The sequence below is a fragment of the Hydrogenispora ethanolica genome (genome assembly GCF_004340685.1).
Lineage (GTDB): Bacteria > Bacillota > UBA4882 > UBA8346 > UBA8346 > Hydrogenispora > Hydrogenispora ethanolica.
On record NZ_SLUN01000001.1, the window covers coordinates 73805 to 95668 of the forward strand.

The 21864-nt window shown below is 55.8% G+C and carries 26 protein-coding genes and 2 tRNA genes; 11 read left to right on the forward strand and 17 right to left on the reverse strand.

Translation table 11 applies throughout. The features are described from left to right. Positions 1–162: 162 nt before the first annotated feature. The 7 genes from EDC14_RS00300 to EDC14_RS00330 form a co-directional block, all read right to left on the reverse strand. Positions 163–1641 carry an AAA family ATPase gene (locus EDC14_RS00300; RefSeq protein WP_132012185.1) on the reverse strand — a complete coding sequence of 493 codons (1479 nt, stop codon included), beginning with the start codon at positions 1639–1641 and terminating at the stop codon, positions 163–165. After that, on the reverse strand, positions 1641–2207 hold the full coding sequence (locus EDC14_RS00305; RefSeq protein ID WP_132012186.1) for a hypothetical protein: 567 nt from the start codon (positions 2205–2207) through the stop codon (positions 1641–1643). The genes EDC14_RS00300 and EDC14_RS00305 overlap by 1 nt, the downstream gene beginning before the upstream one ends. 903 nt (positions 2208–3110) lie before the next feature. Further along, the gene (locus EDC14_RS00310; RefSeq protein ID WP_132012187.1) at positions 3111–4748 is read right to left on the reverse strand and encodes a diguanylate cyclase domain-containing protein; all 1638 of its coding nucleotides are present in this window, start codon (positions 4746–4748) and stop codon (positions 3111–3113) included. 124 nt (positions 4749–4872) lie between these two features. Beyond that, complete coding sequence (locus EDC14_RS00315; RefSeq protein WP_132012188.1) at positions 4873–6720, reverse strand: SpoIIE family protein phosphatase; 1848 nt, start codon at positions 6718–6720, stop codon at positions 4873–4875. Between the two features lie 67 nt (positions 6721–6787). Continuing rightward, complete coding sequence (locus EDC14_RS00320; protein ID WP_132012189.1) at positions 6788–7168, reverse strand: DUF1987 domain-containing protein; 381 nt, start codon at positions 7166–7168, stop codon at positions 6788–6790. A gap of 11 nt (positions 7169–7179) precedes the next feature. Beyond that, a complete protein-coding gene (locus EDC14_RS00325) occupies positions 7180–7719 on the reverse strand; it encodes a SiaB family protein kinase (RefSeq protein WP_132012190.1) in 540 nt (179 codons plus the stop codon). 63 nt (positions 7720–7782) lie between these two features. After that, complete coding sequence (locus EDC14_RS00330; RefSeq protein WP_132012191.1) at positions 7783–8472, reverse strand: hypothetical protein; 690 nt, start codon at positions 8470–8472, stop codon at positions 7783–7785. Positions 8473–8731: 259 nt separating this feature from the next. Here EDC14_RS00330 and EDC14_RS00335 point away from each other — a divergent pair, with 259 nt between their 5' ends. Continuing rightward, on the forward strand, positions 8732–9286 hold the full coding sequence (locus EDC14_RS00335) for a hypothetical protein (RefSeq protein WP_132012192.1): 555 nt from the start codon (positions 8732–8734) through the stop codon (positions 9284–9286). Between the two features lie 18 nt (positions 9287–9304). Here the strand turns inward: EDC14_RS00335 and EDC14_RS00340 are convergent, their stop codons facing one another. Further along, a complete protein-coding gene (locus tag EDC14_RS00340) occupies positions 9305–9541 on the reverse strand; it encodes a hypothetical protein (RefSeq protein WP_132012193.1) in 237 nt (78 codons plus the stop codon). A gap of 52 nt (positions 9542–9593) precedes the next feature. On the opposite strand from EDC14_RS00340, the gene EDC14_RS00345 reads away from it, so the two are divergent. Beyond that, positions 9594–10421, forward strand: a complete 828-nt coding sequence (locus EDC14_RS00345) for a motility protein A (RefSeq protein ID WP_132012194.1) — start codon at positions 9594–9596, stop codon at positions 10419–10421. 55 nt (positions 10422–10476) lie between these two features. Next, complete coding sequence (locus tag EDC14_RS00350) at positions 10477–11208, forward strand: flagellar motor protein MotB (RefSeq protein ID WP_132012195.1); 732 nt, start codon at positions 10477–10479, stop codon at positions 11206–11208. Between the two features lie 80 nt (positions 11209–11288). Here EDC14_RS00350 and EDC14_RS00355 read toward each other — a convergent pair whose 3' ends face one another. After that, the gene (locus EDC14_RS00355; RefSeq protein WP_132012196.1) at positions 11289–12290 is read right to left on the reverse strand and encodes a DUF2268 domain-containing putative Zn-dependent protease; all 1002 of its coding nucleotides are present in this window, start codon (positions 12288–12290) and stop codon (positions 11289–11291) included. A gap of 133 nt (positions 12291–12423) precedes the next feature. Beyond that, positions 12424–13101: an endonuclease III domain-containing protein gene (locus EDC14_RS00360; RefSeq protein ID WP_165907676.1), complete on the reverse strand. Its 678-nt coding sequence runs from the start codon at positions 13099–13101 to the stop codon at positions 12424–12426. 180 nt (positions 13102–13281) lie between these two features. Between EDC14_RS00360 and EDC14_RS00365 the strand changes: the two genes are divergently transcribed. From EDC14_RS00365 to EDC14_RS00380, 5 genes are all read left to right on the forward strand, one after another. Further along, positions 13282–13974: a chemotaxis protein CheC gene (locus EDC14_RS00365; protein ID WP_132012198.1), complete on the forward strand. Its 693-nt coding sequence runs from the start codon at positions 13282–13284 to the stop codon at positions 13972–13974. Positions 13975–14004: 30 nt separating this feature from the next. Continuing rightward, entirely contained in the window at positions 14005–14145 is a 141-nt protein-coding gene (locus EDC14_RS26490; RefSeq protein ID WP_165907677.1) for a hypothetical protein, read from the forward strand. Next, entirely contained in the window at positions 14142–14603 is a 462-nt protein-coding gene (locus EDC14_RS00370; RefSeq protein ID WP_132012199.1) for a cell wall hydrolase, read from the forward strand. Before EDC14_RS26490 ends, EDC14_RS00370 begins: the two co-directional genes overlap by 4 nt. A gap of 263 nt (positions 14604–14866) precedes the next feature. Further along, the gene (locus EDC14_RS00375; RefSeq protein ID WP_132012200.1) at positions 14867–15310 is read left to right on the forward strand and encodes a GatB/YqeY domain-containing protein; all 444 of its coding nucleotides are present in this window, start codon (positions 14867–14869) and stop codon (positions 15308–15310) included. A 64-nt stretch (positions 15311–15374) separates the two neighbouring features. Continuing rightward, positions 15375–15578, forward strand: a complete 204-nt coding sequence (locus EDC14_RS00380; RefSeq protein ID WP_132012201.1) for a hypothetical protein — start codon at positions 15375–15377, stop codon at positions 15576–15578. 95 nt (positions 15579–15673) lie between these two features. On the opposite strand, the gene EDC14_RS00385 is transcribed toward EDC14_RS00380, so the two are convergent. Beyond that, positions 15674–15841, reverse strand: coding sequence for a DUF362 domain-containing protein (locus EDC14_RS00385; protein ID WP_132012202.1), 168 nt, complete (start codon positions 15839–15841; stop codon positions 15674–15676). A gap of 264 nt (positions 15842–16105) precedes the next feature. Here EDC14_RS00385 and EDC14_RS00390 point away from each other — a divergent pair. Together EDC14_RS00390 and EDC14_RS00395 are read left to right on the forward strand one after the other, a co-directional pair. Beyond that, positions 16106–16180: transfer RNA gene (locus tag EDC14_RS00390), tRNA-Gly, on the forward strand. Positions 16181–16319: 139 nt separating this feature from the next. Next, positions 16320–16394 (forward strand) — tRNA-Thr (locus EDC14_RS00395). Between the two features lie 174 nt (positions 16395–16568). Here EDC14_RS00395 and EDC14_RS00400 read toward each other — a convergent pair. Beyond that, positions 16569–16772 (reverse strand): hypothetical protein, encoded by a 204-nt coding sequence (locus EDC14_RS00400; protein ID WP_132012203.1) that lies wholly within the window; start codon positions 16770–16772, stop codon positions 16569–16571. Positions 16773–17249: 477 nt separating this feature from the next. On the opposite strand from EDC14_RS00400, the gene EDC14_RS00405 reads away from it, so the two are divergent. After that, on the forward strand, positions 17250–17435 hold the full coding sequence (locus tag EDC14_RS00405; protein WP_132012204.1) for a hypothetical protein: 186 nt from the start codon (positions 17250–17252) through the stop codon (positions 17433–17435). On the opposite strand, the gene EDC14_RS00410 is transcribed toward EDC14_RS00405, so the two are convergent. The 5 genes from EDC14_RS00410 to EDC14_RS00430 all read right to left on the reverse strand — a co-directional run bounded on the left by EDC14_RS00410 (position 17432) and on the right by EDC14_RS00430 (position 21851). Further along, the gene (locus EDC14_RS00410; RefSeq protein WP_132012205.1) at positions 17432–17986 is read right to left on the reverse strand and encodes a hypothetical protein; all 555 of its coding nucleotides are present in this window, start codon (positions 17984–17986) and stop codon (positions 17432–17434) included. The two genes, EDC14_RS00405 and EDC14_RS00410, sit on opposite strands and share 4 nt — an antisense overlap. Then, positions 17983–18525, reverse strand: a complete 543-nt coding sequence (locus EDC14_RS00415) for a peptidoglycan recognition protein family protein (RefSeq protein ID WP_132012206.1) — start codon at positions 18523–18525, stop codon at positions 17983–17985. Before EDC14_RS00415 ends, EDC14_RS00410 begins: the two co-directional genes overlap by 4 nt. A 403-nt stretch (positions 18526–18928) precedes the next feature. Further along, positions 18929–19978: a radical SAM/SPASM domain-containing protein gene (locus tag EDC14_RS00420; protein ID WP_132012207.1), complete on the reverse strand. Its 1050-nt coding sequence runs from the start codon at positions 19976–19978 to the stop codon at positions 18929–18931. Then, positions 19975–20811 carry a hypothetical protein gene (locus EDC14_RS00425; RefSeq protein WP_132012208.1) on the reverse strand — a complete coding sequence of 279 codons (837 nt, stop codon included), beginning with the start codon at positions 20809–20811 and terminating at the stop codon, positions 19975–19977. Before EDC14_RS00425 ends, EDC14_RS00420 begins: the two co-directional genes overlap by 4 nt. Then, complete coding sequence (locus EDC14_RS00430) at positions 20808–21851, reverse strand: radical SAM/SPASM domain-containing protein (RefSeq protein ID WP_165907678.1); 1044 nt, start codon at positions 21849–21851, stop codon at positions 20808–20810. Before EDC14_RS00430 ends, EDC14_RS00425 begins: the two co-directional genes overlap by 4 nt. Positions 21852–21864: the final 13 nt, after the last annotated feature.

The following is a 21864-nucleotide window of genomic DNA, read 5'->3' on the forward strand; positions in this document are numbered from 1 at the left end:
TTACTCAGTCTCATTTTCGACACACGCCATATTTTTCCTGCGTATGGATTCTTCAATACGTAAAATTGGACCAAGTGGTCCATAAGCTTTCATAGTTATGCAAAAAGGTTTAAGCCCCGACAAGCCGAAAAGGCCATCGGCATCGCTGCCAACAGCCTTTTCTTACGCGCATTGCAGTCTTTCCCGGAACCATTCGCCGGAGACCTTCTCCCGCTCCAGGAGGTCGTCGATGACCTCGCGGAAGAACGACTCCTTCCGCTGCAACAGCTCCCGGACCCGGACCTTCTGGGCCTCCATGATCTCGGTGACCACTTCGTGCATTTGTTCCCTGCCCGCCAGTTCCTCGTGAATGATCCCCAGCCGGGTCAGGCCGGTCTTCAGCATCTGCCGGGCGATGGCGGTCGCCTGCTCGAAATCGTTGGCCGAGCCGGTGCTCCAATTGCCATAGACCAGCTCTTCGGCCATGGCCCCGCCCAGGCAGATCGCGATCTGATCCTCCAGGTATTCCCGGGTGTACAGATACTGCTCCTCGGTCTGGGTCTGGCGCATGAAGCCCAGGGCCTTGCCGCGCGGGATCACCGTCAGGGTGGCCACCGACTCCGGCCGGAGCAGCTCGCTGACCATGGCGTGGCCGGTCTCGTGAACCGCCACCCGCCGCAACTCGTCGGGCTGCGGCCGCCGCTCCAGCTTTTCGCCCATCATCACCTTGTCGATGGACTCGCGGAACTCCTCCATCCCGATGGCGGTCCGCTCCTTGCGGAAGGCCAGGATGGCGGCCTCATTGACCAGGGACTCCAGATGGGCGCCGGAGAAGCCGAAGGTATCCTTGGCGATCTCCTCCAGGCTCACCTCGTCGGCCAGCGGTTTATCCTTGGCGTGAATCTTCAGGATATGCAGCCGTCCCTCGCGGTCGGGCAAATCCACCTTGACCTGCCGGTCAAAACGGCCCGGCCGCAAAATGGCCGGATCCAGCAGATCGGCCCGGTTGGTGGCGGCGATCACCAGGATCTTCACCGCCTCGTTGGGCTTCAGGCCGTCCATCTCCACCAAGAGCTGGTTCAGGGTCTGGTCATACTCCAGATGCGAGCTGTGACTGCCCCGCTGCCCGGCGATGACCTCGATCTCATCCACAAAGATGATGGCGCTTTGCTTGCCGGCCCGCGCCGCCAGCTGCCGGGCCTTGGTAAAGAGCTGCCGCACCCGCTGCGCGCCGACGCCGGCGTACATTTCGATGAATTCCGAACCCGAAGCGGCCACGAAGACCGAATCGGTATAACTGGAGGCCGCCTTGGCCAACAGCGTCTTGCCGGTGCCCGGCGGTCCGGTGAGCAGGATCCCCTTCAGCGGCCGGATCCCCAGCGCCTTGGTGCGATTGACATCGCAGACAAAGTCCAGCGCCTCCAGAAGCTCTCTTTTGGCGACTTCCTGGCCGCCGATATCGTCAAAGCCGATGCCGCTCTCGCTCCGGCTGAGGTTCTGGCCGCCCAGGGTCTCCAGGCTCCGGAAACGGCCTTGCGTCAGCATGAACAGCAGCAAGAGCGCTCCTCCGATCGCCAGGAGCGGCGTGAGGTCAACCCCGCGCCAGATCAGGTAAACCAATATGCCCAGCCCGCAACCGGCGGGCCATTCCCAATGTTTCATCAAACGGAGCCACCTCCTGTCGGGTTCGCAGCCGGATTACCGGCGGCCGCCGTCCGCTCCGCGCGGGGCAGCGCCTGGTAGAGATAGTGCGAACCGTTTTCCATCTGAATAAAGATAAAGTTCTGGCCCAAATAAACCCGGGCCTTGACGCCGGTCAAGGCATCCAATTCCTCTTTGAGCTGGATGTAACTGCCCGATACCTGGGCCTCCTCCAGATAGAACGATAACTGATACCGCGCCGTCCGCAACCGGGCGTCGGAACGGTCGGCGATCCGGTACTCGTCCAGCGGCCGGCCGTAATACCGCTGAACCGCGCCGTCGACCCGCTCCAGCACCTGCTGGAGGTCGGCGACCTTCGCCAGCTGCAGCTCCGCCCGGAGCCGGTTTTTCTCCTCATGAACCGTAAAACGCTGCACTCCCTGAATGGCCAGGACCTCTTTGTGCAAAGGGTCGGCCACCCGAAATTTGGAATTCAGCGCCTGGCCGCCGAAGAGCGCCCCCACTGTAACCAGAAAGGCTACGGCCGCCAGCATCAGTTGTTGCTTATTGATTTTTCCAAATTTCATTCGCTTGGCCCTCCTGATATTCCGTTTCATTGCGCCGCGGTCTCAAAAGTTCTAACGATACCCCCGGATGACCCCGGCGTTTTTCCACACAATTCTCTCGTGTGCTGATCCGCCCCTTTGGAACCCGCTCCCGCCTGGCGAAAAAAAATGCGCCAACATCCCTGCGCACGCGTCAGTTCATTGGGGCGGGCTAGCCTCGCCGCAACCGTGGGCGGCCCAAGACATATCAAGCCGTCGGCTAGGGAACGGCCTAAAATTAACATAAGATATTGTAACACGGGCATTTCTGTAATTATAGTGGCGATTGCTGGAAAGAGGAAGGAACGGCGGACAAAAAAATAAACCCCCGTACTGGGAGTTTTCAAAAAAGGGAGGTAGTTGAAGTACCTTTATTATATTCGATGGATATTACAAAAAGATAAACACGAACTTAACAAATGGAAACATTTCCAGAAAGTGCTATCGCTGAAAAAGCAAAAAAATATCCCCCAAAACGGGGGTATTAAAAAAAAGGGAGGTAGTTGAAGTTGTTTTTATTATAACGGATCGATATTACAATCCGATAAACGAAAACTTAATAGATGAAAAACAAATCACCGTCAAACTTTACAATGAATTGCCATAAAAAAATATCCCCCGCAAGCGGGGGTATCATAAAAAAGGGAGGTAAGTTGAAGTATCTTCATTATAACCGATTCATATTACAATCCGATAAACGGAAACTTAACAGATGAAAAACAAATTTTCTTGCCGAACTTAACACAAATATACCACAAAAAAATAAGCCCCCGCAAGCGGAGGTTTCAAAAAAGGGAGGTAGTTGAAGTAATTTCATTATAGCCGATTCATATTACATCCCGATGAACGGAACCTTAACAGATTCGAACAATCGCTTCCCTGGCGCTACTGTGGCGGCTCCAGGGAAGCCAGCAGCAGGTTGAGGCATTCGAGGAAGGCTACCACCAGTTCGGGGTCGAATTGGCTGCCCGCGCCGTTTTGCAGCTCGGCGGCGGCGCGTACGGGTGGCAACGCTTCTCGGTTGGGCCGGCCGTGGGTGATGACGTCGAAGGCGTCTACAATGGCCACCATTCGCGCGCCGAGCGGGATCTGCTCTTGCTTGAGGCCGTAAGGATAGCCCTGGCCGTCCCAGCGTTCTCGCATGGCCAAAATGGCCTGGGCCACCGCAGGCTCGCCGATGGCGTTGGCCATTCTGAAGCCGACCTTGGGATAGTTCCGGATGATCCGCCATTCCGCCTCGGTCAAGGCCGCCGACCGGCCGAGAATGGTCTCGGGCACGGCCACTTTGCCGACGTCGTGCAGCGTGGCCAGGAGCGCCAGCTGCTTGCGGTCCAACGTCTTGGCATCGTAGGGCAGGAGCCCCGCGAAGGCCAGCGCCAACCGCTTGACCCGGTCGAGGTGGCCCGCGTCTTCTAAGCAATGCTGCTGCAGGAATTTAACGCAACCGGTGATGACGCTCCGCTTCACCCGGCCGCGGCTGGCCAATTTATGCTCGTACATCATGGTTTCGGCTTGCGCGAACCGTTCGCTGATGCTTTCATCCGGCGTCACCAGGGTCGCAGTTCCTAGGGCGACGCTCAGGCCGATGGGCTCCAGCGCCGCCCGGTGGCAGAGCCGGCCGATCCGGTCACAGAGCCGGGCGCAGTCCGCGGCGTCGGTGGCCGGCAGCAGCACCAGAAACTCATCGCCGCCCCAACGCGAGACGATGTCCGTCCGGCGGCAGCACCGGCGCAGCAGGTCGGCGAAGGCCACCAGCAACCGGTCGCCCTGGGCGTGACCCCAGACATCGTTCACCAGTTTCAAGCCGTTCAGGTCGGCCATGATCAGGCTGAGCGGCAAGGCCGCCTCCCGTAGCAGCTCGGGCAGGATGCTGTCGACATAGGCCCGGTTATAGAGCGAGGTCAGGTTGTCGTGGAAACTGTAGAAGAGGATCCGGTCCTCCACCTTGCGGCGTTCAGTGATGTCGGTGAGGATCAGCATGATCCGGTCCGGGGCGTCTTCGCCGTCACGGCGGAGAAACTTGTATTTCAGATGGATGAAGCCGTCCTTGATCCTGAGCGTGCTGGGCAACTGTTCCAGCCGCTGCTGGCCGAGGCGAGGATCAGCTTCCCGGAACGCCGCCGCGAAAGCCGCGCCGAACTGTTCCTGATGCTTGGCATCGCCTCCGGCGAGCAACTCCAGGATGTTGCGGCCCGCGACCTTGCCGCCGAAGATCCGGGCGCACTCGGCGCTGAATTCGCGGTTCACCGCCAGGTCGGGGCCGAAGGTCAAAAAGCCTTGGCTAGCGTGATCCAGAATGTTCCTGAATTCAATCTCGCGCCTTTTCAACTCCTTGCCCTGGCTGTCGCTGATCATAAAAATCTTGCTGGTCAGCCGGAGCAGTTTCTGGTAACCCAAGGCCAGCTCCTGATACTCTCCGAAAAGCGGCGTCTCCCGGTGCTCACCCCGGCGTAACCGTTCCAGCGCAGTCTGGAGTGTTTTGAGCTCTTCACCGAACAGCTCTTGGCGCAATTCTTTTCTCATGCCGTCCTCCGCCTCGTTGCCAGCCGCGGCTGCTTCTCAACATCGTTCGATTCGCCAGCCAAGGCGTCCGCTCCCCGGCCGGAGCCTCACCGCAAGCGCATCGTGCGGCCCGGCGAAATCCGCGTTAGAGTCTCACCCCGACCAGCGTGATATCGTCCCGTTGCTCCCGGCCGTCCATATAGCGGCGAAGCTCCGCTTCGATCTGTTGCCCCTGCCGTTCCAGCGGCTCGGAATAGTACTCATCCACTAGCGCCACTAGACGTTTCCTGCCATAAGGCAGATCGCGCTCGCCGCCATTCTGGTCCATCAGGCCGTCACTGCCCAAATAGAGAATGGCCCCGCTTTCCCGGGCCAGGCGCTGATTCTGATAGGAAGTTCCGGACCGGCGGAGCTGCCCGATGCTGCGGGGATTGCCCTTCACCATCTGCAATCCCGCGGCGGTGCGGAGGTAAAGGACGGTCCTGGCCCCGGCGAACAATACTTCGCTTTCACCCAGGTAGACCAGGCCGATATCCAATCCCGCGCCGCTCGGAGCGGCGTCGCCCCGGCGCATTGTCGCCTCGAACACCCGGTCCAACTCCGCGAGGATCAAGGCGGGATCCCCGGCCGTGTCGCGGTCGGCCACGATCTGATTCAGGATCGAATGGACCGTCATGGTCAATAGCGCGCCGGGCACTCCATGGCCGGCACAATCGCCCACTGCCAGGAGCACGCCCCGGTCTAGCCGCTTGACCCAGTAAAAATCGCCGCTCACCAGGTCGCGGGGGCGCCAGATCAGAAAATGCTCTCCCAAATGCTCCGCCAGCTCGGCCGGGCTGGGCAGGATCGATTCCTGGATGATCCGGGCGTATTCGATGCTCTCCTTCATCCGGCGGTTCTGCTCGTCCAGTTCCCGGGTACGCTCGGCCACCTTGGCCTCCAGCTCCTTACTGAGCCGGACCGCCCGCTGATAAGGGTCGGCGATCTTCCGCGACACCCAGTAAAATAGGAGTACGATCAACACCAGCATGATCAAACCGGCCAGAGCGGTATGAAACTTGATCGAAGCGGCGATGGCGATGCTTTCGCGCCGCGGGATCTGAAAGACCAGCTTCCAGTCGGCCGAACGGATCGGCAGGGTGATCAAATCGTAGAGTAGCCCCGCGTCGTTACGGTAGGAAAGGACCGTGCCACCGGCCCCGTCCGCGCCGGATCGGTCCAGCACCCGACGGCGGATCCCCGCCGGCAGCAGCCGCCCGATATTCCGATTCAGGTGCTCGGTATCCTCGGAGATATAAATCCGGCCGGTCCGGTCCACCAGCCACAGGTTACTCCGGCTGCCGAATTTGTAGCTCTGGAACTCGCGGCTGATGTCCCGCAGGTCCAGACCCACACCGCTGATGCCGCTCGGCCGGGCGACATCGCCCATCAAGGCGTTGACAAATACAAAGGTGCTGCCCCGCTCGTTATTGGAGTCGATCACAATCGACACCGGCCGCCCGGCGGCCAGCGTGGCAAAGAACCAGGAGTCGTCGGGATCCTCGGGATTCATGGTGTCGATGATCCGGCCCTTCTCATCCCAGTAATGGCCGGTGACCGCGCTGACCACAAAGGAATTGTCATAGTCGTAATTCTCGGCCACGTCGGCCAGTTTGGTCCGGGCCGCCTCGCCCAGCCGCCGGTCCTGTTCGCGGCCGGCCACCCACTGGTTGAGCCCCGGGTCGCGGGCTAATAGCAAGGCGGTCTCCTTGGCGCGTTCGATCCGGCCGTTGATCTTGGCGGTGATCGATTCGGCGATATACAGTAGGTCTTTGGATTTCAGCTTTTGCACCAGCGCACGCTCGGCAATGATGGAGCTGAGCGTCCCGGTGAGCACTACCGCCAGTCCAATGATGGCGCTGGCCAGGATGACCACTTTCCAGGTGCCGTTGTCAAACAGTTCCGCCGGACCCGGCTCGGCAGGGCGCCGGGGGGCGCGCATCATTTTCAGCATCGGTCCGTCCGCTTTCTGTCGTTGATCGGGCCGGCCGTTTCCGCGCCGACCGCAGGCTCCCGGGGAGTTAGGCAGGAATAATCTCGAAGGGCAGCTGCAAGTCTTCCTTAAACTCCTCGGCGCATTCCAGGCTGCTCTCGTTCTCGGGATCGTAATACCAGTGGACAACGATCTTGTGGCCGTGCAGGTAGGCCTGTTCCAGCTTTTCGATGAGCATCATGATGCATTTGGAACTGCTGGTGTTGATGTAGGGCATGCTGAACTCAATCCGCAGCATTATCAGCCCGTCGGCCACGGTCAGATACTGATCTACCCACTCCAGCACCGGCTCGTAAAATTTGAAAGCGTTCTCCGGATAGGACTGCCCTTTGATCCGCAGCTCGTTGCGGTCGGGGTCGAAGTCGATCTGGGGAGTGCCTTTGGTCTGTTCGATAAAGAGCTTTTCCATGATGTTCCCCCCTATATGATGACTTTCAACTCGTAAAAGGAGAATTCGGGATCGATCGGCTCGATGGAGTATTCCAGCGGCGCCCCGGCCTTGCGGGCGATCTCGATTAGCCCGATGCCGGCCCCGCCGCTCTCGGCGGGCAGCTCCTTTTTGAGCTGCTCTTTGTAGAGCTTTTTCAGCTCCTCCTTGCTCAGCCGGACGATGGACTCGAGCCTGGCCGAGAGCGCCGGAAGATCCCGGTTCTCCACCAGATTGCCGGCCCAGACCACGTAGCCCTGGCTGTTCTTACCGATACAGACGATCCCCGAGTTGACGATCCGTTCGAATTGGGGGCAGCCTTCCTTGCGGGTGGCGTAGTTCTTGATATTCTGGGTCTGTTCGATGAAGACGGCAAAGACGTTATAGATGTCGTTTTTGGGCCGTTCGTCGGCCTCCATGTATTCTTTGATCGCTTCGCCCAGTTCCTCGATGATTCCTTGCGAAAAACGTCCCGAAAAGCTGATCAGCACTCCGAAATCGCGCAATCTTTCTTGCAGTTGGAGCAGTTTCATCCCCAAACGCCTCCTTCCATATCTAAGCGGGGCAAGCTATTCCATCCGGCTTCCACCGCCCGCTCATCCGGCTTCGTCCGCCGGGGACGAAGCCTCCTCCAGCCGGAGCTCTCCCGGCTCGCTCAGTTCCCAGCGCTCCTCGGCGAACAACATCACCGCCGGCCGGATCAGGCGCAGCCGGACGCGGCCCGCGCCGGGCCGGTAGCCGTCGACCCGGAAGACTTCACCCATCGCCCCGGCGCGGAGCAGCTCTTCATCATAGTCCAGCCCGAAGCCGGGGACAATCAGCACATGGTTGGGGGTCTTGGTGGCGATCCCCCAATAATCGCCGCCGCCTTTGGCAAAGACCGGAGCCAACTCCGGATCGAGCCGCCGGTCGCGGCGGTTGGCCACCTCAAAGCGGATCGGGCCGTATTTGTCGCGGAAATCATTCTCCAATTCCGGCTGAGCTACGACCCGGTTGTAATTATCGATCAGCACGCTCATCCCGACATAACTATTCCGGGCCGGCCGAGGCCCCGCGGCGGGAGCGGACGGATCGGCAGCCGGCGGCCCAACCTTCTCGTACTCCGCCAACTTATCCTGAAACGCCTGGATGACGCCCAGCGCCTCATCCAGCCGGGCATGGGCCAGATGCAGCTGCTCCCGCAGCTCGGCAATGGCCCGGTCCCGAATGTCCAGTTCCCGCCGCATATTCTGATTGATCAGCTCCGCAAAGCGCAAAAATACCTGATCATAGCTCCGCTCCGCCATCCGCCGCTCACCCCGAAAGCCGCCCTAATGGTCGCGAATTTTTGATCGGTTTTTCGCGAAATTTGCCGAAAAATCCTGCCAGTTTTGGCAAGATATCGACCGGTTTGCCGGAAAATTTCTGGATTTTGGCAGTGCCGGTTCCACAGCATTGAAAAAGCGGGCTCAACCCTTCTCGGAAAATTCCTTCCTTAAAAAGGAAATTTATATCATAATATGGAATTATTTAGAATCAATCCTTTCATCATTAAGGAGGTGCGAAATGAAGAACGTTTCCAAACTAAGGTTTATCGCCACCCTGCTCTTCCTGGCGTTAGCGTTGGCCGGCTGTAGCCTGGCCGATCCCTCGAAACCCGGCGATTCGCTGCTCATTGGCAGGCTGACCCTGCAGGCGGAAGGCTGGGCCGATACCTCTACCGGGACCACTGTCAATGGCACCCAGAAGGTCAGCGTCTTTATGAATCTGCGGAATGAAGCCACCCAAAAGCTGTATCACGTACAAACCGAACCCCACGGCTTCTTCGGCGTACGCAATCCCGAACCCGGTCTTTACGTCATTGAAAAACTCTCTTTCAAGGCCACCGGCAGCAGCGGCTGGTCCCAATTGACCAGCAAGGCCCGGATTCCGTTGCCCCCGTTCGAAATCGCGCCGGGCAAGGTCACCAATCTGGGCTCGCTCTGTTGGATCGCCAACAAAACCACGGAAGACTACCGTTTTATTAGGGACGGCGCTCCGGAAGAACTGCGCCGGCTATTCGCCGAGACCTTTCCCAAGAGCGGCTGGCTGCAACGCGAATGGTTGAATGTCGGTTATTGAACGCCATCCCAAAGCTTCCTATAGCGACCAAAAAGCTGCTCTCCAACCAGGGCAGCTTTTTTCAACACCGGAACAAAACGCCATGGCCGCTAAGAGCGCTTCAGCGGCAGCCAGAGCGGGAATTGCGGAGATTTCACCGGATAAATCCGGCGTCATGCGATTTAACCCTTCAAAACACCCGACAATCTGCCGATAATTATTTAAATGGGTTATACCTGCTAATATTCCATTTATGAAATGTTCTCGTTGTTCCAACCGGCAATTTTTCCGCCGGAGGCGGCATTCCAGGATTGATTATGGAGGTAACATGGACATTGCAACCCTCATCGGCATCTTTGCCGGTCTCATCTGTATCGGGTATGGTCTGGCCAGCGGCGGGAGCCCCCGGGCTTTCTGGGACCTGCCGTCGTTATTCATCGTGCTCGGCGGCGGCCTGGCTTCGACTTTGATCAGCTACCGCCTCGGCGAGATCGCCAAGATCAGCAAAGTCGTCGCCAACGCCTTCACCCATCGCCAGGATTCCGTCTTCGTCACCATGGAGTTCCTGCTCCATCTGGCCAATAAAGCCCGTCAGGAGGGGCTCCTGTCGCTCGAACCCGAAATCGAGCAGATGAACGATGCTTTTCTCAAAAACCCGCTCGAACTAGTCATCGACGGCGACGAGCCCGAATCGATCCGCGACTCCATGCTGGCCGAACTGGACAGCCTGAAAGCCCGGCACGCCAAGGGACAAGCGCTGTTTAAAACGCTCGGCAGCATGTTCCCGGCCTGGGGCATGATTGGAACGCTGATCGGACTGATCAATCTGCTGCGCTCGCTGGACGATCCCTCCAAGATCGGCCCGGCGATGGCCGTGGCCCTCGTCACGACCTTTTACGGCAGCATCCTGGCCAATTTTATCTGCCTGCCCATCGCCAACAAGCTGGCGATCAAGAGCAAAGAGGAGATCCAACTGAAAGAGATGATACTCGAAGCGGTTCTGGCGCTTGAAAGCGGCTCCAACCCCCGGATGATCGAGAAAAAAATGCTGAACTTCCTCTCCCCCTCCCAAAAGGCGGAATACCAGAAGTGGAAAGAGCGGCCCCGGCCGGAGCAGTCCTCTTCCGCGGTCGGCGACACGGTTGCCGCCGAGTAGCGGCGAAGGCCCTCTGCCTCCCCGCTCACCCTGACGCAAAGGAGAGAATGACGATTTGAGCAAGCGCAAGCGGAGTTCAGCCGAAGAAGAGTCGCCCGAAGGCGCGCCCGAATGGATGACCACCTATAGCGATCTGGTCACCCTGCTGTTGACCTTCTTTATCCTGCTGTTCTCCATGGCAGCTATCGACCAGCAGAAATTCATACAGATCGCCAATGCGCTGCGCAACACCTTCGTCGGCGCGGGCGAAAGTTTCGATACCCACACGGGTAGAGACCTTTTGGCCCTGATCACCCAGAACCAGTCGCTGCCGCGGCAGTCGTTCCAAAAGCGTCCGATCCCCATCGACAAGGCGCTCCTGAAGATCAAGGAGTCCATCAAGGCGCAGCAATTGGAAGGGTCGATCAAGGTGATCGAGGAGAAGAACGCGATCACGCTTCGGGTGGATTCGGTGATCTTTTTTGACAGCGGCAGCGCCGAGATTAAGGACTCAGCCAAGGAAATCCTGAATAAACTCGGCCTATTCCTGAAGGAGCTGGACCGGGAGACTCTGATCCAAGGGCACACCGACAACCGGCCCATCAAGACCGTACAATTCCCGTCCAATTGGGAGCTTTCCACCAAGCGGGCGACCAATATCGTGGTCTACCTGATCGAGCAATGCCAGCTGGATCCCAGGCGTCTCACGCCGGCCGGCAACTCCGAGTTCAAGCCGATAGCGCCCAATGACACCGAGGCCCATCGCGCCAAGAACCGCCGCATCGACATTGTCGTGTTGAAGGAATGAAGCCGGCCGATGACCGATTTTATAAGTATATGAGATACAAGGTGAGGCCGTCCCGTCAGAGGACAACCTCTCCTTGTATCTCATGACTCCGTTAAATTGGACAGCGCCCGCTCCGTTTCCAGCCGGGCGGGCTCCGGCCTCAGGGCCAACAGGCCCGCGGCCAGCATCGCCCAGAGGCCGGCGATGAGCCAAGGCTGGAACTGCCAGAAGGCCAGTTCCTTTGGGAGCCAGGGCGATTGGTAGCCGATCTGCGGGGCCGATACGGCCAGGCCCTGCATAAAGCGCTTGACCGCCGCCGCCTGCGCCGGATCGCGACGCGGGTCGCCCAGGCGGATGTCGCCGTAGAACGGCTGGTCCTTGCCGAACAGCATCCGGAAATCCTCGGCAAAGGTCTCCTCGCTGGAAGCGCTCCAGCCGGCGGTATTCACCGCGCCGGGGCCATGCCAGACTCCGCCGCGCAGCCTGAGATAGGAATCCCAGCGCCGCAGGCCCGAGGGCCGGTTGCGGTCCATATAGCTCATATGGACGCTGTGTCCGAGCTCATGATAGAGCGTGACCCGGAGCGATTCGCCGCTCAGGTTCTCGGGGTCGGCCTGACCGCCTAATACGGTGTAGCCGGGACCTCCCAGTCCGCTGACCTCGGGGATCACTTCCGGCAACAAAAAGATGTGCAATCCTCGCAAAAATTGTCCGGGCAGCGCCGGCGCGATCTCCCGCACCGCGCGCGCCACCTCGGACGGGTCGTAGCTTCCGCCCGGGCCGCTGAACGTATAGCCTCCCCAACCCGGGGCCGCCGCCTCCGCCACCCCGCCCTGCAAATAGGCTAGCTTGGCGGCGAGTGCTTGGTATTTGCCGAGCAATTGGCCGGTGGCCCCGGGGCTGTAAATCTTCACCCCGGCCGGGCCGGCCGTGGCCAGCCGCTCCTCGGCCCGTTCCAGATCGGCGGCGAGCCGGGTCGCTTCACCCACCACCGCCGCGCGGCTCGGCGCGGTCGCCGCGATCGTTCGATTCTCAGATGCAGTCAAACTGCCGAACGTTGCAACCAAGCCGGCAACCACGGCAATCCAGGCGAACTTTTTCATTTCGGCTCGCTCCTTTCTGTTTTATATTCAAAATCATCCTCGTCATTGCTAAGCGGATCATTCGCCCGCGACAAACCACCCGCACTACGCGGGCAGCATGGCGCAGGACTCCGATTATAGCATAATTGTAACGTTATGTAAAGTTTTTAGCCGCCGGGCAATCGGCTTGCAACGGGCAGGAGGCGCAGGCGGGCTGATGCGGCCGGCAATAGCGACGGCCCAAATTCAGCAGTAAAATGTGCAGTTCGGCCTGAAGCGGGACCGGAACCTGTTCCGACAGCAGCCGTTGCATCTTGCCCGGGTCCAAGGATGGTGCCGCCCAGCCCAGCCGGCCGGCCACCCGGTGGATATGGGTGTCGACCGGGAAGATCGGCTGTCCCATGCCGAACAGCATCACGCAGGCGGCGGTCTTCGGCCCCACTCCCGGCAGCCCGGTCAAAAACTGCCAGGCCGCCGCCGGGTCGTCCGCCAGATCGTCCAGGGAGAACCGGCCGAATCGCTCCCGCACTCCTTCCAGAATACTGCGAATGGCCGCCGCCCGCTGCGCCGCCAGTCCCGCCGGGCGAATCACCTCCGCCAACTCCTCCGGCGGAACCTCCAACGCCATTTCCGGTTCGGGAAAACGCGCCGTAAAGTTTCGCCAAGCCCGCAGCGCATTAGTGTCGTTCGTCGCCTGGGTCAGTACCGTCGCCAGCAGGACCTCCAGTGGCGAATGACACCAATTCAAGGGGCTGACCCGGTGGAGCTCGGCCGGACTCCCCAGCGCTCCCCGGAGCTTGGCGGCGATCGTTTCAAAATCCGTTTGTCCCAATGGGATCCCTCTTTTCAACTGTTTATCGGACGGATCCGGCGAATCGCCGCGAAAATTGCCGCAAACCGTTAATATACCTCGTTTTTCGGGGACTTTCGATAAAGGAATTCCGCGGCCCATCCCGAATCTTTGTTTGTAAAAAGAATCCAAAAAAACCAATCTCACGAAGGAGAATCGAGCATGGCCTACATCGCCATCGAGCAAAACCGGGATACCATCGGCCAGGCGGTGGTCCTCCCGCAGCAGGAACTGAAGGAGCTCTTTGAGATTGCGCAGGCCGGCGCCACCGGCGCGGTCGCTTCATTGCGGGATTTTTTGGGCACCAGCTCGGACATTCAGCTGAATTGCCTGTCATTCCTTCCGGTCTCGGTCCTGCTGGACCGGATCCGCCTGTATTACCAGGACAATCTGGGCTTTCATCTCCGTTTCTCCGGCGACATCTCCGGGGAAATTTATACCTTGATGCGCGAGCGGGACGCGTTCCTCATCATCGAACGGATGCTCGGCGCGAAACGCAAGTCCGGCAAGCCCCTGGACCGGCTGGAGGTCTCGGTCCTGGCGGAGATGATCCACATCATGGCCAACTCCTTTTGGCGGGCGATGTCGGAGAAAACCGCCCTCAACTGGTGGTTTTCCCCACCCGCCCGGGTGAATGATCCGGCCCGGTCGCTCGCTTATTCGGCCAAGGTCTTCAATCTGGATCAGCTGTTGATCCATTTCGAATTCCTGATCCCGGGCAGCGGGATCCGTTTCCAATATGTCTTCCTGCCCAGCCAGAATACATTCGCCCGGCTACTGGAGGGACTCAGCCGCATTCCGGCGCCGGAGGAAACGCTCCTGGCCCCGGTCGCCGCCGCCGGAACCGATGCATAAACGTCTCCCTTCCGGAGCAGAAATATATCGATGGCGCGAAGTTCGCCTCGGAACGCTTCCGAAGCGACGCCCCATCGCAGCCGCCAGGAGAATACGCGGCAATTTGCCGGGGTCGTCCCCAACCGTTGCCGCCTGGACCGGCGATTTCTGCATAAGGGAGTGTTGGAATGAATCGCAATCTCAAAACAGGCCGTTTGCTGCTGATCCCGTTTCTGATCGGTGGGCTGATGCTGGGAGTCTGGGCCGTGCAGGCTCAGCCGGCACCTTCCCGGGCAAGCGGCGACACCGAGCTGCTGGCGCGGGTCATCCGGGCCGAGGCCGAAGCCGAGCCCTATACCGGCCAGGTGGCGGTGGGCGCGGTGATCCTGAACCGCATCCAGAGCTCGAAGTTTCCCAAGACCATCGCCGGCGTGGTTTATCAGCCCCATGCCTTTGAGTCGGTTAGCAACGGCCAGATTAACCGGACTCCGACTCCCAGTTGCCGCAAGGCCGCCCGGGACGCGATAAGCGGCTGGGATCCTTCCGGCGGCGCGCTGTTCTTCTTCAACGCGGCCAAAGTGAAAGGCCCTTCCTATGTCTGGACCCGCCGGATCATTCAACGGATCGGCAAGCATTCCTTTGCACTGTAACTTTTCGCAGCCCATCCTCAGGCTGCCGTGACGGCGGGAAAACCACTCGCCCGGGGCGGAATCGATCCGCCCCTTTTCATTATGACCGCCGGACATTGCCCGGCGGCGGCCCGGCCGCATAGACTACTCATGCTCCAAATGATCGGCCAATGGCAGGATTTACAATCCCAATCGCGAATTGGTCTACGAATGTAGCCCCACAGCGGGAGCGCCCCGGCGGGGACAACGCTTTCGCTGGATGTATCGAAGCGGAGGAATGATTCATGACCCTGAGAGAAAAACTGCAAGACGATTTGAAAAACGCCATGAAGAGCAAGGAGGCGGTCCGGCTCTCCGTCGTGCGGCTGGCCAAGGCGGCGATGATGAACGCGGAGATCGCCCGCGGCCACCAGCTCTCCGACGAGGAACTCATCGAGGTTCTGGCCAAAGAGGCCAAACAGCGCACCGACTCTATCCCCGAATATGAAAAAGCGGGTCGCGGCGACATTGTGGAGAGTCTCCGCCAGGAGCTGGCGATCCTCCAGGAATATCTCCCCGCCCAACTCTCCGAGGAGGAGGTCCGGCAGATCGTGACCGAGACTATCGCCGCAGTCGGCGCCACTTCTAAACGGGAGATGGGCAAAGTAATGGCGGCCCTGATGCCCAAGGTCAAAGGAAAAGCCGACGGCAAGCTGGTCAACCAAATCGTCGGTTCGATCCTGGAATAGCCGGCGGCGGAATGACCATTCCCCTTCCCGTATAAAAGTATGATCTGCGGGAGAGACTTTGGGTATGAATACGAATGGGAAGCCGTCGCCCCCTAAAAAGGATCTCCATATCCGGATCGACGCCGAACTGTACGAGAAATTCCGGCATCTCGCCTTTTATGAGCGGGTCTCGATGACCGAGACGGTCCACCGGCTGATCGCCGAGTACGTCGAGGAGAAAGCGATCGACGAAGCCGTCTCCGACCTGGCCGCGCCGCTGATACTCTAGTATAAAACCCCCCCGGCGCACCGAGGGGGTTTTTTTGGCGTTCAACGTAAAATCGCTTTCGGCCGGGTTGACTCGGACCTAAGTCCTGTCTTTTCTTACTCCGGCTTTGGAGCGCCTACCGGGCAAACGCCAGCGCAAGCGCCACAGTCAATGCATTTGCCAGCATCAATGGTGTAAACATCGCCTTCGCTGATAGCCTCGACCGGACACTCGGACTGGCAAGCGCCGCAGGCGATACACTCGTCGCTAATCTTGTAACTCATAGGGCACCTCCTATTGTTTTCGGTAATTCATATTTTCTTTTGCAAGAAATATGTCTTTCGTCCTCATGATTCGACTCTCGGACTGAAAATCCTTTTTCGGGGCCGCGGCTTTTTCATGGTTTTAACGAAATATTTATCCGCCCCCGGGACGGGGTTCCTTGCCAACTTCTGACGCTTTTTCCGGCACTCTGCCGTTCCGGCATAACTTTCCTGGCCATTGCCGCTTGATTTTTGGGCGGTTATTGGTTATAATATATCTACGTTGCGGGTGTGGCTCAGTGGTAGAGCATCGGCTTCCCAAGCCGAGGACCGCGGGTTCGAATCCCGTCGCCCGCTCCAACAATGTCAAAGTCGACTTCCGGGAGGACCGGAAGTTTTTTCATGGAGCTTCCGTAAGAACGACGGTTGATTTTTAACCGCCGCCTATGGTAAAATAGGAAGGCGCAAAACCAAAAACACCTTTGACCCCATTTCAAATGCTGGTGTAGCTCAATGGCAGAGCAGCGGTATCGTAAACCGCAGGTTGCGGGTTCGAATCCCATCACCAGCTCCAGTTAAAAAAATAAAGATCCGCCGTGGCGGATCTTTTTTGTTTGCTCTTTTGTTTTCATAAATTGTCCATTTTCCAGCAAAATTCCCTCTTGCGAGGGAATGGGGCATCGGCGTCCATACCTAACGGAATCTTTGGAGCTTTTTATCTTCTCCTAATTCTCCCGTGCCGTCGCCGTCAATGCACTTTCTCGATGATCAACAGCTTTTTGGCCTGGTATAAATGTTGAATGGCGCTAAGGATCTCGTCCTTGACTTTTTCATCAATGTCGGCGGCTTTGTCCATAAAGGTTTTCATTTGGCCGATCTTAAAGATAAGTTCCGCCTCAAGCAAGCTCTTGGGGATGGGATCATGTTCGGTCTTCGCGGTTGGGCAGTTCAAAACTATTCCTCCATCATTTGACAATTGATTCCCGGGGGCAACTTCATCCGCAAGGAATAGATGGGAATTCATCCACTAAAAGCCATGTGATAAAGTCTTTCGAAACGAAAGTCAGCTTGCAAAAAGATTTAAATGACTTTATCACTTGCTTTTCTGAGCTTTTGTGATAACCCTGACCTTCGGGCAGGGTTATCACAACGCTTCTAAACCACCGGATTCATATCGTTTCCGCAGGTTGCATCCCTAACATCGGCCGCATCCCGGCGCCGCTTTAGAAACACTTTCTTCCTGCATTGGATCATTGTTTCCGCCCATTTGACCTCCGGCGCGGTCTATTTTGGCCGGGATGGGTTACACTATACTCAGTATTGCCGCGCTGCGCGGGGTCATGGCCGGCGAAAAAGCCCGGTCCTTGCCAAGCCGCGAGTGAATTTTTGGAAAGACGGTGCCGTGATGCAGAATCAGGAGATTCATCCGATGGATATGATCCGCTTGATCGACGGGAGCGAGGGCACGGTGGTGGGGGTGTTGCACACCGGCGGGACTCCCGAGTATATCGTGGAGATCGCCGGGACCGATGAGGTGCGAGAGACGGTGCCTCTGGACCAGATCAAGGAGGTCATCTTTCAGCTGCCGCTGACCGACCCCGAAACCAAGCACTAAAACTCCACCCCGACCCGGAGCTTGGCCCGCCAGCCCTCGCCGAACTCCCGCTCCGCGCCGAGGCTGAGGAAGCAGCGATCCCCCAGCCGCCGGGTCCACTTGAGCTCGGCGCCGTCCGGCCCCAGGCTGACCGACCAGGGGCGCTCCGGCAATCGGACGGCGATCTCCGCCGTATCCTCAAATTGGGTGCTGACCGCGATCTCTTCCGGCCCCAGCCGCACGGCGGTGGTTCCGGCGATGGGCCGCTCCACTTCGGCCAGGGTGGTTCCGGTGCGCTCGTCCCGCAACCGGGTCTTTAAGGTCCCGCGGACCGGCACTTCGACCGGCCGGACGACGGGCTGCCCTGAGCCGTCCGGAGCGGGAACCCGAGCCGCTTGCGGCAAGGCCCCTTTTCCGGCCAGCGTTCCCTGTTGCTCACTGCGGAGCCGCAGCTGCGCCGCGGGACCGGCCGGCTGAATCCCGGCCGCCTTGGGCTGCGGCCGGAGATAGACCGCCCCCGCCAGCGCGGTCCCCAGGACGCCGATGCAGATCCCCCACAGCAACTGTCTCATGACAGGCTCCCACCCGGGGCCGCGAAGGCCTTGCCCAAGTCGGCGTAGAAAACGAAGGGATCGCAGAGATCCCGGCCCGGATTGGCCTTGCCGTTCCGGAAATCCCCCCAGAAATAGGGGTCAAAGCGCCGGTTGACCGGTTCGAACTTGGAATGGGGCTGGATGAAGTCAGGCGTCGGCTGAAAGCCGCGCCGCCGGCAGATGTCGACGATCAGGGCCAGCACATTCCGGTAGATCGCCTCATTCAGCGGCTCGCACGCCTCAATGCCGATGCCGTCGAAATTGGCGCCCCGGCAATGATGGGCCCGCTCGTTCTCGGGGATGCAGCGGACGATCGCCGTCCCGTCGACGATGTAATGGGCCGAGGCATAGATCTGGCCCGCCTTGGGCGGATGGTTCAGGCTCTCGAAATAGTTCCGGTTCTGCAGCGCCGTGGTCCCCGGATTGCCGGTGCGGTGGATGATGATCCGCCGGGGACGGATCAAATCGCCCGGGCGGTTCGGGCCCGGGCTGAGAAGCAGGTCTTGGATGGGGAGCATGGTTGGGGTACCTCCTTTGGGATAATCATTTTTTCAACAGGCACTTCTAATTATTTGTCGTTTACCTAAGATGAACCTCAGTAGCCGCCGAGCTTCTCGGCGTTTAGATTGACGTTGAAGTTGCCGTTGGGTACAATACTGCGTTAGCGTTGCCGGGCTCAAATCCTTTAGTTTTTGGGCGAAATGATCTAATTCCTTCAAAACCTAAGTACGTCTCGAATGTAGACAGACCTTGGCGATATACTTGGTATTGCTGTAACGTTATCTCTCCAATCAAAAAACCACCGATTAACGGGTGGCTTTCATAATTTACGTTTATTTATTCTAAAAACTTTGTTTATGGTCCTATTTCAATGCACTTACTAGTTCTCGGGCGTCCTTGATCGGTAAATCACAAGTATATTTAAATCTTCCTCCTTTCTTTTCCCTTCCACTCCCTATCAATTTCATATAGAGCAGTAAGGAGTTTTCCGTAAATCATTTTATTAATTCGACATGTCAGTTTTTTTGATTGTATTGATTGTAGCGGACAGCCGCCCCTGCAAACAATAAACTTTTCACATTGTTGGCATTTTGGATCTTGTAGGTTATAATTATAGTTTTTTAAAAAATTTTCTTCTGCTTCGGCGATATTGTAAATACTCCCAATGACTGTATCCGAATTATGACAAAGTAATACGTTACCCCAAAGATCTATGTTAAGAGTATCATACATTACGCCACAGATCGGGTAGTTTAAAGATTGAGGTTGTGCCACTGCTTTTTGAACCATTCTAAGGCGTTGCAGCAAATAACTGAATTCTCGCGAACACGGCTGTTCTTTTGTGGCTTCCTCCCTGAATCGCTGCATAAATCTATCCAGAGTTTGCTCAAGCTTCTTGAAGTCAAACTCATTAAGCAGTTGTGACTGGTCGTGATCTATTAACCAATCAAGATTGATATCGATAGATTGGCCATACTCTCCAAATAATGAGTCAAAGTACTCATAAACACTATAAATATCCTGATTCAGCGCAGAAACAACACAAGAAATACTCTTCTCCTTTAATTTCATGAAACAATCGAGTCTCGCTTTGTCGTGTAGAACGTTTTTTCCCCTACTAATTTCCGTAACAGGGCCATCATGGCTCAAGCCGATTCCAATGGAATGCTCGTTAAAAAAATCAACTTTTTCTTCAGTTAAAAGACTGCCATTGGTTACAATGACTATTTTGGCTTTGGGTTTCGCAAATTCGATATATTGAACCAATTCTTTGATGACTTCCCAATAAATTAACGGTTCACCGCCCCAAAGCAAAAAACGTTTGATATCGTTCATCAAGATGAATTCTTTAATAGCATCAAATCTATCGTTCGCTTTTATCTCGCTGTTAATCGCATTGTGTTGTATGCAATACAGGCAATTGAAATTGCAGTTGCTTCCCAGGTTGATATAGACTGTGTGTATTTTCATAGTTTATCCTTCTTTTCGTAATACTCCTCTTGAAGCGTTCGAATTAACTTTTTGATCCCAGTCATTTCTTTCAGGCATTTATCCATCGATTTTACCGTTAAAACACTGGTCTGGTCGAATGTTTTCCTGAAATCCTCAAAATCTGCAAAATACTTTTTTGGTTCGGGTATTGTTTCAATAATGCGAAATACCATTAAACTCAGCAAATCAAGTTGAGCTTCTATCGCTGACAAGCTCTCATTGGGATCAATTTCGCATAATAGTTTCCTTTTGGCATCTATAATATTAAGCTTACCTTTATAGTCGGGAAACTTTTCCATAATATATTCCGAAACCGCATTGAAATGAGAACGTTCCTGATCATAGTTTTCCGGTACCACTGGAATATGACAGATAATCAAATATTCGCTCGGCTGCTCATGAAAATATAGATATGCCAATGGAACTTCCCCATCACTTATTCGGTAGTTCGATCTTTCCATAGTATCGCTATCCCTTGATACGGATGCCCTTATTGGAGGGACTAATTCCTTTTTTATGTTCTTGTAGATACAAAAAGTAGTCATGCTTTGAAACAATTCTTGAAGGTTAATAGTTAATTGCGATACAACTTGTTTATCACTAAGAACTTTTTCCAATGCAAACTGTTCCTTTTCCATGCTGTCTTTCCCCTGGAAAACCCCCTCAAACCTTGAATTATTGAAATCACAAGCCAAGGCTGATTTTTGGCATAGTTCAAAAATTACCGAATCGGCATTTTCTTGTACAATTAAGTAATACTCTTCATTCATTCCGTCATAAGGGTATTTCTTAGAAAATGAAATATTGCTCATTGTAAAACTCCTCCTTGGATATTCTTATAATCCACAACTCTTTGTAACATGTTTAAAAGCTTGGTATATTCCTGTAACATCACATAACAAAAATATTTTCGTTTTTCAGAGACAGCTTTAATGCAGCCACCGCCGCATATTTTTAGAATTGGGCATCTTTGACATTCTTCTGTATCTTTAAATGAATTCATTATCTTAATTGGACCTGTTGTTATATGGCCTACCGGATTATGACAATTGTGACAATCGTAAAGATTCCCTTCGACATCGATATTCAAAAAATCATCTTCCGTTCCACACCATGCAGCCAATTCCGTTTTAATCATTCGAGAATATATTTTACCGATTATGAATTGATACCTGTCATATTCATAGGAATCAAAAGTACCATCCCGTATCGTAATTTCTAAGTTGTGCATAGCCTTATCCAGCATGGCTTCCCATTCTTTGTGCTGATAAAGCATTAGAGAAGTATCCGTATATCCATCAATGTCTTTGAGATGACAAAACTTGATCATGATTCTTTTCGTTAGGCCATGTTTTACCCGAAAGTTTTCGAAGTAGTCCCATATCTGATAATAATTCCAATTTTTAACCGAAATGGTAGAAACAATTTTCTTATCGTTCACCGCTAAAAATGGTTCAGGGTTGTACTTTAAAAAATCTGGAACTCCTCTTGTTTCTTCAAAAGCATAAGCATCGTGGGACATTATCAATGTTATTCCTATTTCGTTTAATAATTTGGCTCTCTCAAGCGTTAAGAGTGTTCCATTCGTTGCTACACCCAGTTCTGCAAAGGGATTTCTCTGTTTAATCTCCCGAGCAATCTCCATCATATAGTCAAAGTATATAAACGCCTCCCCACCATAAAATACTACTTTATATCGCACTCCATTCGGCTCAGGGAAATATTGGGCCACTTTCTTTGGAGCAATTTTTTCGCAAACCCTGCAATGAGTCTTATCTTTTCCCTGGGCACAATAAACGCAAGATAGATTACACTTTCTGTCAAATATTAAATAATACTTAAGAATCGGCATTTCCATGCCCCCT

Coding starts and splice junctions, on each gene's coding strand:
- EDC14_RS00300 (WP_132012185.1), bottom strand. CDS start 1,641: ATGAAACATTGGGAATGGCCCGCCGGTTGCGGGCTGGGCATATTGGTT.
- EDC14_RS00305 (WP_132012186.1), bottom strand. CDS start 2,207: ATGAAATTTGGAAAAATCAATAAGCAACAACTGATGCTGGCGGCCGTA.
- EDC14_RS00310 (WP_132012187.1), bottom strand. CDS start 4,748: ATGAGAAAAGAATTGCGCCAAGAGCTGTTCGGTGAAGAGCTCAAAACA.
- EDC14_RS00315 (WP_132012188.1), bottom strand. CDS start 6,720: ATGCTGAAAATGATGCGCGCCCCCCGGCGCCCTGCCGAGCCGGGTCCG.
- EDC14_RS00320 (WP_132012189.1), bottom strand. CDS start 7,168: ATGGAAAAGCTCTTTATCGAACAGACCAAAGGCACTCCCCAGATCGAC.
- EDC14_RS00325 (WP_132012190.1), bottom strand. CDS start 7,719: ATGAAACTGCTCCAACTGCAAGAAAGATTGCGCGATTTCGGAGTGCTG.
- EDC14_RS00330 (WP_132012191.1), bottom strand. CDS start 8,472: ATGGCGGAGCGGAGCTATGATCAGGTATTTTTGCGCTTTGCGGAGCTG.
- EDC14_RS00335 (WP_132012192.1), top strand. CDS start 8,732: ATGAAGAACGTTTCCAAACTAAGGTTTATCGCCACCCTGCTCTTCCTG.
- EDC14_RS00345 (WP_132012194.1), top strand. CDS start 9,594: ATGGACATTGCAACCCTCATCGGCATCTTTGCCGGTCTCATCTGTATC.
- EDC14_RS00355 (WP_132012196.1), bottom strand. CDS start 12,290: ATGAAAAAGTTCGCCTGGATTGCCGTGGTTGCCGGCTTGGTTGCAACG.
- EDC14_RS00365 (WP_132012198.1), top strand. CDS start 13,282: ATGGCCTACATCGCCATCGAGCAAAACCGGGATACCATCGGCCAGGCG.
- EDC14_RS26490 (WP_165907677.1), top strand. CDS start 14,005: ATGGCGCGAAGTTCGCCTCGGAACGCTTCCGAAGCGACGCCCCATCGC.
- EDC14_RS00370 (WP_132012199.1), top strand. CDS start 14,142: ATGAATCGCAATCTCAAAACAGGCCGTTTGCTGCTGATCCCGTTTCTG.
- EDC14_RS00375 (WP_132012200.1), top strand. CDS start 14,867: ATGACCCTGAGAGAAAAACTGCAAGACGATTTGAAAAACGCCATGAAG.
- EDC14_RS00380 (WP_132012201.1), top strand. CDS start 15,375: ATGAATACGAATGGGAAGCCGTCGCCCCCTAAAAAGGATCTCCATATC.
- EDC14_RS00385 (WP_132012202.1), bottom strand. CDS start 15,841: ATGAGTTACAAGATTAGCGACGAGTGTATCGCCTGCGGCGCTTGCCAG.
- EDC14_RS00405 (WP_132012204.1), top strand. CDS start 17,250: ATGGATATGATCCGCTTGATCGACGGGAGCGAGGGCACGGTGGTGGGG.
- EDC14_RS00410 (WP_132012205.1), bottom strand. CDS start 17,986: ATGAGACAGTTGCTGTGGGGGATCTGCATCGGCGTCCTGGGGACCGCG.
- EDC14_RS00415 (WP_132012206.1), bottom strand. CDS start 18,525: ATGCTCCCCATCCAAGACCTGCTTCTCAGCCCGGGCCCGAACCGCCCG.
- EDC14_RS00420 (WP_132012207.1), bottom strand. CDS start 19,978: ATGAAAATACACACAGTCTATATCAACCTGGGAAGCAACTGCAATTTC.
- EDC14_RS00425 (WP_132012208.1), bottom strand. CDS start 20,811: ATGAGCAATATTTCATTTTCTAAGAAATACCCTTATGACGGAATGAAT.
- EDC14_RS00430 (WP_165907678.1), bottom strand. CDS start 21,851: ATGCCGATTCTTAAGTATTATTTAATATTTGACAGAAAGTGTAATCTA.